Below are 9,705 nucleotides of genomic sequence, written 5' to 3'. Positions count from 1 at the left end.
CTCCAAAGGAATATTGGAATGAGTCCATCTCTTAAAGTTATATTATTTACTCGAAAAAAGTGTCAACTTGACAAGGCCTAGTGCATTCCAAGGCATTTCCAATTTTCCCGGAGGACGGAAACCCAAGTACATTCCGCCTCAACCACGCTCTATTTCTATTTAAAGATTCGTTTCAAAACAAATTTATGAATAACAATCATCAATATAATTATCACAATACCAATAATTATTTCATTAACTATAAAGTTGCTTCCCAACACACCCTGTAGAAACTTCAACAACGGATCATTTAAAACAACAATTAACAAAATAACAATTATTATATCCAACGTATAAATATTCATGACCTCACCCCTAATAAGAAAATATTATCATACCTGTAATCATGTATAATATAGTAAGAAAAAATTTTTGAGGTGAAATTATGCTTAAGGATAAACATATCGCAATTTATGTTACTGGTGGTATTGCGGCTTACAAATCATTGAATATTGTTCGTGCACTGATCAAACAAGATGCACAAGTTCAAGTTGTCATGACCCAAGCCGCACAGGAATTTGTTACTCCACTGACCTTTGCCACTTTGAGTCAAAGACCAGTCATTACCGATAATTTTAAACCACAAACTACTAATGATGACTTTATCCCCCATATCAAATTAGCATTATGGACCGATTTAGCGGTCGTGGTTCCGGCAACGGCTAATATTATCGGTAAAATGGCTAATGGTCTAGCTGACGATATTACTTCCACTAGTCTGTTAGCGACTAAAGCACCTAAACTGGTCTTTCCTGCCATGAACACCGATATGTATGACAATCCTGCTGTTGAGCATAATCTCCAGGTCCTTGAACAAATGGGCGTGCAAGTCATTGAACCTGACACGGGCTTCTTGGCTGAAGGTATGACTGGTAAAGGTCGCCTACCTGAACTCGATGTGATTGTTGAAGCAATTCAAGAACAATTCTCTGAGAAAAAACTAAAGGGTGTCAAAGTCGTCGTAACTGCTGGCGGAACTAAGGAAGCAATCGATCCAGTTCGGTTTATCGGTAATCGTTCCTCTGGCAAAATGGGCTTTGCGATGGCTAAAGTTGCTCGTGACTTAGGTGCTGAAGTTACTTTGATCACAACTGTCGCTGCACCTTTTGGCGGCATGAATATTATTCAAGTACAAACCGCTGACGAAATTATGAAACAGCTAAAAGACATCTTTCCTGATGTTGATGTTTTAGTCATGGCCGCTGCTATCGCTGATTTCAAACCGGAACATGTGGCTAATCAAAAAATCAAAAAAAATGATGATGAAGATATCTTCACCATCAAATTAACTAAGAATCCCGATATTTTACAGACAATCGCCGCAACTAAAACCAAAGATCAATTCGTCGTAGGATTCGCCGCTGAAACTCAAAACTTACTTGCTAACGCCGAAAAAAAATTAGCTAAGAAAAATGCCGATGTCATTTTAGCTAACGATGTTGCTCAGGCTGACGCTGGCTTCAATGTTGATACCAATAAAGTCACTCTTTTGCAAAAAGGACAAGAACCACTAGTTTGGCCATTAATGTCTAAAGAAGATGTTGCCAAAAAATTCTGGAATTTCTATTTAAATAGATAATTAAATACCCTCTAAAGTTAGGTCGAAAACCTAATTTTAGAGGGTATTATTTTTATTGGGGATTCTCTGAATCACTATAATAGACCGGTGCCGGCACATCAAAATTAGTCTCTCGCAACCAAGAACTAATCTGGTTACCTAAATTTTGTGCCATTTGCGATGAAACCATAATTTGTTTTTTGGAAATATGGTTAACATGAACTCCCGCACTAATAGTGCAGCTTCCTGGCAAAAATGGTTGAATAATCTTGCCTACTCGAGTTGCTAAAACATCGTCTTTATGTAGTCGTCCGTCATGACTTGGATAACGCACCGTCTGCATCTCACTATCTTTAGTTAGAGTCGTGATAGTCCCAATATGGGGATTATCTCCACCCGTTATAGCGATGAATAAATCTTTTCCAATAACAGTAATATCAGCTGTCATAGTGTAATTTTCTTTGGTAACTGAGAATTTCATTAAATTCCCTCCCAACGTCCGCCAATTTCATTATCGATTCTTAAGGCATCTAGTTCTTTCATCGTTTGATGGTCAACTAGATCTTGAATGGTTTCAGGATGATTATAAAATGCCGGAATTGGTGGAATCATTTGCACACCCATTTTTGATAATTTAGTCATATTTTCTAAATGTATCGTGTTCAAAGGTGTTTCTCTTGGTACCATAACTAACTTACGTTGTTCTTTCAGTGTGACGTCAGCAGCTCGTGAAATCAGATTGTCACCAATACCTACGGCAATACTAGCAACGGTCTTCATACTAGCGGGAACGATCACCATCCCGTCAGTTAAGAATGAACCACTAGCAATCGTCGCACCTAAATCGTTGTCACTGTAAAAATAATCGGCCAATCCTTTAATATCAGCTAAAGACATTTCGGTTTCTAACTGTAAATTTTTCTTAGCCCAAGCACTGAAAACAACATGTGTTTCAACGTTTTCAAGAGCCTTTAATTTTTTCATCAAGTCAATCGCATAGATTGTACCTGAAGCACCAGTGACACCAATGACAATTCTTCTTTTACGAGTCATCTTCACACTTCCTTATTTCAAATATTTTTGCCAATCATCGACTTCTTTGAACTGAGCACGGATAAATTGATCTTTCATATCAAATGGTACAGTACCATCGATAATTGTCTTTGAACTCATTCCACGGAAACGAATTGACTTAGGATCATATTGTGGTCTCTCGGATGGATCTAAAGGATGATTTCTCATACCTGGTAGAACCATAATATCCTTATCGCCTTGGAATCTAGTATTCATTGTCCAAACAACATCGTTCATATCAAAGATGTCGACGTCTTCATCAACTAAAAAGACTGTCTTCAATTCCTTAAAGGCTGATAGAGCCAAAATAGCTGCTTGTCTTTGAATACCTTCATCGGCCTCATTGTCTTTATGAATTTGCATGATGGTCATCAACTTACCACCACCTGCTGGAGGATTATAAACGTTAACTACCTTACCAGGAATAGCCTTATCGACAAGTTCAAGGATACTTGCCTCAGTGGGGATTCCAGCCATGGAAACATGTTCTTCACTAGGACCAATTGTCGTTTGCATAATTGGGTTATCTTTACGATGAGTGATAGCCTTAACTTTTACCACATTAACGGCTGGATTGGCATCACCGTTGTAGCCTGGAAATTCTGGCATAGCTTTACCAGTATGAGTATTAATATCTTCTTGCATCGTTTGATTAGGCATAATTTCAGCTTCAACCACGTATTCAGCACGAGCAATCGCCTTTTCATCAATTGTCTTGGCATTAACAAGTTGAACTGGTTGGTTACGTAAAGCTCCAGCAATGTTCAATTCATCATAACCAAGTGGAGTTGTAGGTGGCTCAAAGGTTGCCCCGATGGTAATAGCGGGATCCAAACCAATATTGATTGTGATTGGCATAGGTTTATCTAGTTTTTCAAATTGTTTCTGGAAGTGTCCAATGTGACGACCACCAGGCATGATATACATACCAATTGTATCTTTGTCTTCCAAAACCATACGGTGAATCGTAACGTCAGTCATAGTCTTATCAGGATCTGAACCTAAAACTAATCCCATCGTAATATATGGGCCAGCGTCATATTCGGTATTGGTTGGAGCTGGCAAAATCTTTCTAATATCAAAATCTTTGTCAGTAGCTTTATGAACAACTTCTTGTACCGGGGCTTCGTCAGAATCCACCATTACTGGAGCAACAGGATGTTCCACTGAATCCTTTAGAAGACGTCCCAAAGTCTTATAGTCATGATGCAAAATCATCCCATCACGCTTACGACTGGCCATTGCACCGATGAAAACACGCGTCCCCGGGAATCCTTTGACGTTATTGAACATCATTGCTGGGCCCTCTTTTGTAGGACGTTTGACAGTTCCACCAGCACCGATATAACGGTAAACTCCTGAAAGTTCTGCATCTGGATCAACCTCAACATCAGTTTCATGATATTGACCTGGTTCTTTTTTCAATTCATCAATAACTCTTCTTAAATCATATGGTTGTTCTGACATTTAATTGCCTCCTCTTTTTCTTAACAGTGATCATTATAGGAGGGATATTAGGTCCGAACAATTCATGTTAATTTAAAAAGCATTCCATAATGGAATGCTTTTATAGTAGTAGATTCAGTGCTTTAATAGTTTGTTCTCTGTCAGGTCTTATTTCAGCCGGTTTAACTTCTTTAAACCTTTGTAAAAAATCCCTATCATTCATATTACTTATCATCTTAATAAATTCTCATAACCGTTTCCTGATTTTTTCAGGTACTATTATCGGATCATATTTGATGTTTGACATTACTAACATACTCAATTGACAAACATCTTTAAAGTGTTTGGATTTATCGGCTCGATGAGTAATCACGAGTCTGTCTGAATTGATAACTTGTATCATTATACAATTCATCATTTAACAAAATAGATGCGGCATTACCTCCAATGATACAAAAACAATCGTGATAATCTTCAAAATAATTTACAAACTTCTCATAGAGCATACTTTTTCTCCCAAATTTTATCTAATAAATCATCCAATTCACCTAATAATCTATCATCTTTAGAATTTTGATACATCAAAAATAAGTGAATAGGATCAACAAAATTTGGGCGATAATCTGAGTATATTTTTCTAAATAACTCATTGAATATTTTTAAATTATAGCGTTCAGTCTGTAAATTAACTTTTTCTTTTATGTTACTTTTTAATTCCTCATTCTTCTCCAATCGCTCCTTTATTTGTTACAATAATTTATTTTATCCACAAATTTTGTCAATCCAAGTAAATAAATCCCGCAAATCATAATCGCCGCTATGTGGTACTCCCCAAGGCATGGCAAAGTCTACTTTATATCCTGAATTTTTCAATGCCGTTGCTAAAATTACTGGAATAGCAAAGGATGTATCACGATCACTAGCACCGTGACGAATTCTCCAATACTTAGCCGTATCAACTCCTCTATTACTTAAGTAGGTTAGCGGATTAACGGCTTCAACTAAAGTTGAATCGGCAACTTTAGAAGTAACGTGGCTATGCTCTTGAGAAAACTTTGTAAAATGCTTGCTTTCAATCTCCTCATCACCAAACAAATTAGGTTCAGGATTCTTTAAATCCAAATCATCAAATGCAGGCACTGTCTTCATTCTGGTAATAGAATGTAAATATTTAATCCAGTCAACACCAACAACCTTCCCAGACTCTACTTCTATTCCTTCTGAACCGGACAATTTTTGCCCACTATCTAAAGCTTTTTGAGCTGACTGTTTAATAAAGTCTTTTACGTAATTTAAAAATGATCCAGTTCCGTCACCATTCAATGATAAGTTTGATCCACTGTCATCTTTTAAATTCAATGAATTCACATATTCAATAAACTGTTGTTTTAATTCATCAGACAATTTCCGTTCTTCAACAGATAATTCACCCTTTCGATCTTCAAATACTGGTGGTTCACCGTTCTTTCCATCCCTAATGAAGACTTTACTATACCATGTATTGATGCCATTGAATTCCCATTCATAGGCTCCGTCCGCATTTTCTAAATTGTGAATTGGACAATAACAACTGGCAGCGTAAATAGCATCCGACTCATTGGCAGCACCAATTTTTTCTAGATATGGCTCAAAGTATTCCGCATTACCAGACATTCCTATAGTAGCTGAAGTTGCACCACCAGCACTGGTTCCATTGGTTATTATTCTTTCAACATTTCCTGGTATTAAGTTTTGATTATGACGAACGTAACGAATGGCAGCTTTCATATCAACTAGAAAGGCAGGTGCTTTACCAATATTTTTATCATCACTACTCTTCAAATTTCGACCACGCAAACCAGCTGAAACAACTACATAACCATGTTTTAAAGCTTCGATAATAGTTTTTGAATTACTAGGATAACCCTTATTTCCTGGATAATCACGTGGGCCTGGCATATATCCTCCAACAGTATTGGGCATAAAAGTTGGAGCAGTATCCTTATCATAACCATTAACTATTCCATCATGGAAATAAGCCAATGGTACGAAAATGTTCAATTTTTGAATATCAGATACCGGCTTCTCTACATATGGAATATCACGGAATTCACGATAGGCAAGTCCATTTTCACCCGATAATATTTGATCAGTATATCTTGATACATCAAGTTTTAACATTCTTAACAACCTCCTCAAACAACTAAGGTCAGTCTAACCAATTTCCACAATTAGTAATATGATTTTTCAGTTCAAAAAATGTCGAATCCTGCTTTCTTTTGCTGAATTTTATATTGATAAGGCGTAATTCCCAAATCCTTTTTAAAAGTTTCGTTCATCGATTTAACATTAGAAAATCCTACCATAGAAGCTATTTCTGTCATCGTTCTATCCTCATTTTGAATTATTTGTTGTGCGTGAACAGCTCGTAAGGAACTCAAATAGTTCAATGGTGACTGACCAACAGTCTGTTTAAAAACATGGCTAAAATAACTTTCTGATAACGAAATTCTTTGAGCCATTTCAGCAATCGAAACATCATTCATATAGTTTGAATTCAACCACTCCAAAATATCCCGAATATATCTAATTCTTTTCGAAGAATAATTATTTAAAACAAACGCGGTCTTTTTGGAAAAATAACGGAACAGTATGCCCAAAATAGCGGAAACCAATCCTATCTCCTCTGTGCGACTCAGAACATCTTCAGGAACGGTCAAAATAGAATACAATTCTCTAAATAGGGATTTTAAGAGTAAGTAATGTTCATTTTTGGAATCTATGATTCTATTTTGAATTTGTAAATCAAGTTTATTGATATTCAGATTATCCAAGAACAACAACGGAATCATTAAAGTAATCGCTACCCTATTTTCATCATTAGGAAGATTTAGACCATGTATCTGATAAGGATTGACACAAACAATTTCATTTGTTGACTGATCAAAAGTCTTCCCATCCAAGTAAAAATTTTGATTACTACTTTGAATCACATAATCAATTTCATAAGTATCATGCCAATGAGGCAAAATAATTTGTTTCGTTTTGTCCACTTGCAATCGACAGCCAAAAGGCAATTTTTTGTTATTTGGTTGAACTGGTTGAAACATATTCTTATTCATAACTCACCTCAACATAAAAAAAGATTACACCCTCAATCTGTGTAATCTCTATAGTTCCATTTTTTCTCGACCAACAGGTTTTAATTCACTAACTTCAGGAATAACCTGCAAATCCTCACGAAAATCGTGTTCAACGAATTCTGGAGTGCTAAATACATTTACATGTTTAGTAGAACCTTTTCTACTTTTCTCACTCATACCAAAGCCCTCACAATTTATTTCTTATCTTTTTTCTTAGGTAACTCCAATTCAAACACCAAAGGATTAGAATCCGGAGCAATTCTTAAATTCAATTCCTTTTGTGCTCTGGTAACCCCAACATATAAGAGACGACGTTCTTCTTCAATAAAAGCTGAATAATTCTCAATCTCTTTATACATTGTATAGAACATCTTAAATTCTTTATTCTTATTCAAAGTCTTATCCAGATTGATTGGATTAAAGGCATTGTTATTAGTAATGTCACGATATTTTTCAATATGTGCGGTCTTCAAAGCATTCTCTAAATATTTAAAGTCATGGTTGAAAACTAATTTCCACTTTTGTATGAATTTATCCATTGGCATTTCTGGTGGGAACCAATTATTCAAGATTTTACTGTTACGGTCAACTTCTTTATCGGTCAAACCGTAGAGATAAACATACTTGAATTCCAATCCCTTAGCTTGATGCAATGATAAAAATTGAATCCGATTATCTTGTTTACCCTGCTCAACTCGACTCGTAAGAATTTCTTTCTTATTTTCCTCGGCACTAAAGAAATCATCGATATTAGGGTACTTCTCCAACTCTTCCAACAGATACTTCTTAATATCATTAACTTCATTTTTTGACATGAAATTCTTTTCTTCCATGTAATCAAAATATCTATCGGTTAACTTAGTTGTAGCCTTATACAAATCTTTAATCAGGCTCAGTGACAATTTTTGCTTCGTAGCTTCATTATCTGACTGTTCCATCTGTTTTTTAAAGCGTTGAACACTGTTGAAATAAACTTTAACTCGTTCATCAGTCCGTTTGTAAGGTGTATTAGTTGTCGCGTTATACTTTCCGGCAGCTTTAAAATACTCACTCAAAGTTTCAAACTCATCCCCAGCTTGAACTTTTTCTGTGTGATCCTTATAAGCTCGAAAACCGATTCGATTAGCTTGATTACTGAAGTAAGAAAATTTATCTTGCCACAAAGATTTCATCAACTCGGTCACAATTCGATAAACAATATTATTCTGCAAAATAGCACCAATATTATTGATATCAGCGTAAATTTCTTGATTGGCCAACCAATCAGCCAACAACATTCTTGAAGAATTGTAACGGACCAAAATTGCAATGTCATCGTTATTGATTTTAGGATCATTGATCTGCTTAACCAGACGTCGTAACATCTTAGAATCGCCACTAAAACCCGATTTCTTAGTGCTATATAGGATAAATTTTCCCATATCCTTCTTGCCCGACAACAATTCCTTATCCAAACGAACATGATTCTTCTTGATCAGTGGAATCACCCGTTTCAAAATCTTCTCGCCCGTTCGATAATTCGTCGATAGATTCTTCTTCTGAGCTTGAGGTAAAAGTTTTTTATAGTTCAAAATAAATTGCGGGTTACTACCTCTGAATGAATAGATACTCTGATCGTCATCCCCAATCACAATCAAATGCTGCATCGTCTCGGGACTCAAAAGCTGTGAAATAATTTTCCACTGCAAGTTGTCGATATCTTGAAACTCATCAATGACAGCAATCTTAAAACGAGCCATGATTCGTTGATAATACTGCAAATATTCTGGCGTCTGCATACTCTTCAACAACAAAAGTTTCATATCGTTGAAATCAATATAACCGTTGCTACGCTTTAATTCCTGATACTTTTTGATCACATCAATATAATCTTCAAAAAAAGTTTCGTTATGATTCTGTCTTGAGTATTGACCCATGACTTTAACCGCTTCACTTAAAGGTTTGTCGACGCACTCATTAGGCAAAACTCCGTCACTAGTCAAATCTTGGTTAATCAAATAGTCGTTCAGATCAAACATTTCCGACAACATCTCATCTTTGGTAATAATATTGCTAGGATGTTTGATTTGGTCCGATAAATCTCGAATAAAATAGCGATAAGATGTTAGAACTTTTGCACTGCGGTATTCAGGATTCTGTAGCAATAATTGATAAAACAGTGCGTGAAAAGTAGTAAATTTAGGCTTACCACTGGACAAATTCAAACCACTGCCTTGCAACTGGTCAACAAAATTTTGATAACGTTGACCCATATCAATTTTTGATTTATGTGAAAAGGTAATTCCTAAGATTTCATTGGGTTCCGTCTTACCTTCGGCTATCGCAATCAAGGCCATCAGAATAAAAATAGTCGTCTTACCTGAGCCAGCACAAGCGTTGACTAACAGTGGTCTCATAAAATCATTATTCAAAATGGCAATCTGTTCATCTGAAAACTTCATCTTCAGATTCGATTCCATCAAATTA

At 36.0% G+C, this 9,705-nt stretch carries 11 protein-coding genes; 1 reads left to right on the top strand and 10 read right to left on the bottom strand.

Annotated elements, in window-relative coordinates:
* Window positions 1-155: 155 nt before the first annotated feature.
* Window positions 156-344 carry a hypothetical protein gene (locus U8526_RS12745; RefSeq protein WP_334342324.1) on the bottom strand — a complete coding sequence of 63 codons (189 nt, stop codon included), beginning with the start codon at window positions 342-344 and terminating at the stop codon, window positions 156-158.
* A gap of 80 nt (window positions 345-424) precedes the next feature.
* Between U8526_RS12745 and coaBC the strand changes: the two genes are divergently transcribed.
* Complete coding sequence (gene coaBC / locus U8526_RS12740; RefSeq protein WP_334342323.1) at window positions 425-1,618, top strand: bifunctional phosphopantothenoylcysteine decarboxylase/phosphopantothenate--cysteine ligase CoaBC; 1,194 nt, start codon at window positions 425-427, stop codon at window positions 1,616-1,618.
* A gap of 52 nt (window positions 1,619-1,670) precedes the next feature.
* Here the strand turns inward: coaBC and U8526_RS12735 are convergent, their stop codons facing one another.
* From U8526_RS12735 to U8526_RS12695, 9 genes are all read right to left on the bottom strand, one after another.
* Window positions 1,671-2,078, bottom strand: coding sequence for a prenylated flavin chaperone LpdD (locus U8526_RS12735; protein ID WP_334342322.1), 408 nt, complete (start codon window positions 2,076-2,078; stop codon window positions 1,671-1,673).
* Entirely contained in the window at window positions 2,078-2,650 is a 573-nt protein-coding gene (locus tag U8526_RS12730; RefSeq protein ID WP_334342321.1) for a UbiX family flavin prenyltransferase, read from the bottom strand. The genes U8526_RS12735 and U8526_RS12730 overlap by 1 nt, the downstream gene beginning before the upstream one ends.
* A 12-nt stretch (window positions 2,651-2,662) precedes the next feature.
* Window positions 2,663-4,138, bottom strand: a complete 1,476-nt coding sequence (locus U8526_RS12725; RefSeq protein WP_334342320.1) for a UbiD family decarboxylase — start codon at window positions 4,136-4,138, stop codon at window positions 2,663-2,665.
* A 329-nt stretch (window positions 4,139-4,467) separates the two neighbouring features.
* On the bottom strand, window positions 4,468-4,623 hold the full coding sequence (locus U8526_RS12720) for a hypothetical protein (RefSeq protein WP_334342319.1): 156 nt from the start codon (window positions 4,621-4,623) through the stop codon (window positions 4,468-4,470).
* Window positions 4,613-4,849, bottom strand: coding sequence for a hypothetical protein (locus tag U8526_RS12715; RefSeq protein WP_334342318.1), 237 nt, complete (start codon window positions 4,847-4,849; stop codon window positions 4,613-4,615). The genes U8526_RS12720 and U8526_RS12715 overlap by 11 nt, the downstream gene beginning before the upstream one ends.
* A gap of 30 nt (window positions 4,850-4,879) precedes the next feature.
* Window positions 4,880-6,277 carry a subtype B tannase gene (locus tag U8526_RS12710; RefSeq protein WP_334342317.1) on the bottom strand — a complete coding sequence of 466 codons (1,398 nt, stop codon included), beginning with the start codon at window positions 6,275-6,277 and terminating at the stop codon, window positions 4,880-4,882.
* 71 nt (window positions 6,278-6,348) lie between these two features.
* The gene (locus tag U8526_RS12705) at window positions 6,349-7,218 is read right to left on the bottom strand and encodes an AraC family transcriptional regulator (protein WP_334342316.1); all 870 of its coding nucleotides are present in this window, start codon (window positions 7,216-7,218) and stop codon (window positions 6,349-6,351) included.
* Between the two features lie 48 nt (window positions 7,219-7,266).
* On the bottom strand, window positions 7,267-7,416 hold the full coding sequence (locus tag U8526_RS12700) for a hypothetical protein (RefSeq protein ID WP_334342315.1): 150 nt from the start codon (window positions 7,414-7,416) through the stop codon (window positions 7,267-7,269).
* A 17-nt stretch (window positions 7,417-7,433) separates the two neighbouring features.
* Entirely contained in the window at window positions 7,434-9,680 is a 2,247-nt protein-coding gene (locus U8526_RS12695; RefSeq protein ID WP_334342314.1) for an ATP-dependent helicase, read from the bottom strand.
* Window positions 9,681-9,705: the final 25 nt, after the last annotated feature.

The sequence above is a fragment of the Companilactobacillus sp. HBUAS56275 genome (genome assembly GCF_036913655.1).
Lineage (GTDB): Bacteria > Bacillota > Bacilli > Lactobacillales > Lactobacillaceae > Companilactobacillus > Companilactobacillus pullicola.
This window is presented reverse-complemented; position numbering and strand designations above follow the sequence as displayed.

Bases quoted from the DNA above. Each gene is read 5' to 3' on its own strand.
- U8526_RS12720 (WP_334342319.1), bottom strand. From the start codon at position 4,623: ATGCTCTATGAGAAGTTTGTAAATTATTTTGAAGATTATCACGATTGT.
- U8526_RS12710 (WP_334342317.1), bottom strand. From the start codon at position 6,277: ATGTTAAAACTTGATGTATCAAGATATACTGATCAAATATTATCGGGT.
- U8526_RS12705 (WP_334342316.1), bottom strand. From the start codon at position 7,218: ATGAATAAGAATATGTTTCAACCAGTTCAACCAAATAACAAAAAATTG.
- U8526_RS12745 (WP_334342324.1), bottom strand. From the start codon at position 344: ATGAATATTTATACGTTGGATATAATAATTGTTATTTTGTTAATTGTT.
- U8526_RS12730 (WP_334342321.1), bottom strand. From the start codon at position 2,650: ATGACTCGTAAAAGAAGAATTGTCATTGGTGTCACTGGTGCTTCAGGT.
- U8526_RS12695 (WP_334342314.1), bottom strand. From the start codon at position 9,680: ATGAAGTTTTCAGATGAACAGATTGCCATTTTGAATAATGATTTTATG.
- U8526_RS12735 (WP_334342322.1), bottom strand. From the start codon at position 2,078: ATGAAATTCTCAGTTACCAAAGAAAATTACACTATGACAGCTGATATT.
- U8526_RS12725 (WP_334342320.1), bottom strand. From the start codon at position 4,138: ATGTCAGAACAACCATATGATTTAAGAAGAGTTATTGATGAATTGAAA.
- coaBC (WP_334342323.1), top strand. From the start codon at position 425: ATGCTTAAGGATAAACATATCGCAATTTATGTTACTGGTGGTATTGCG.
- U8526_RS12700 (WP_334342315.1), bottom strand. From the start codon at position 7,416: ATGAGTGAGAAAAGTAGAAAAGGTTCTACTAAACATGTAAATGTATTT.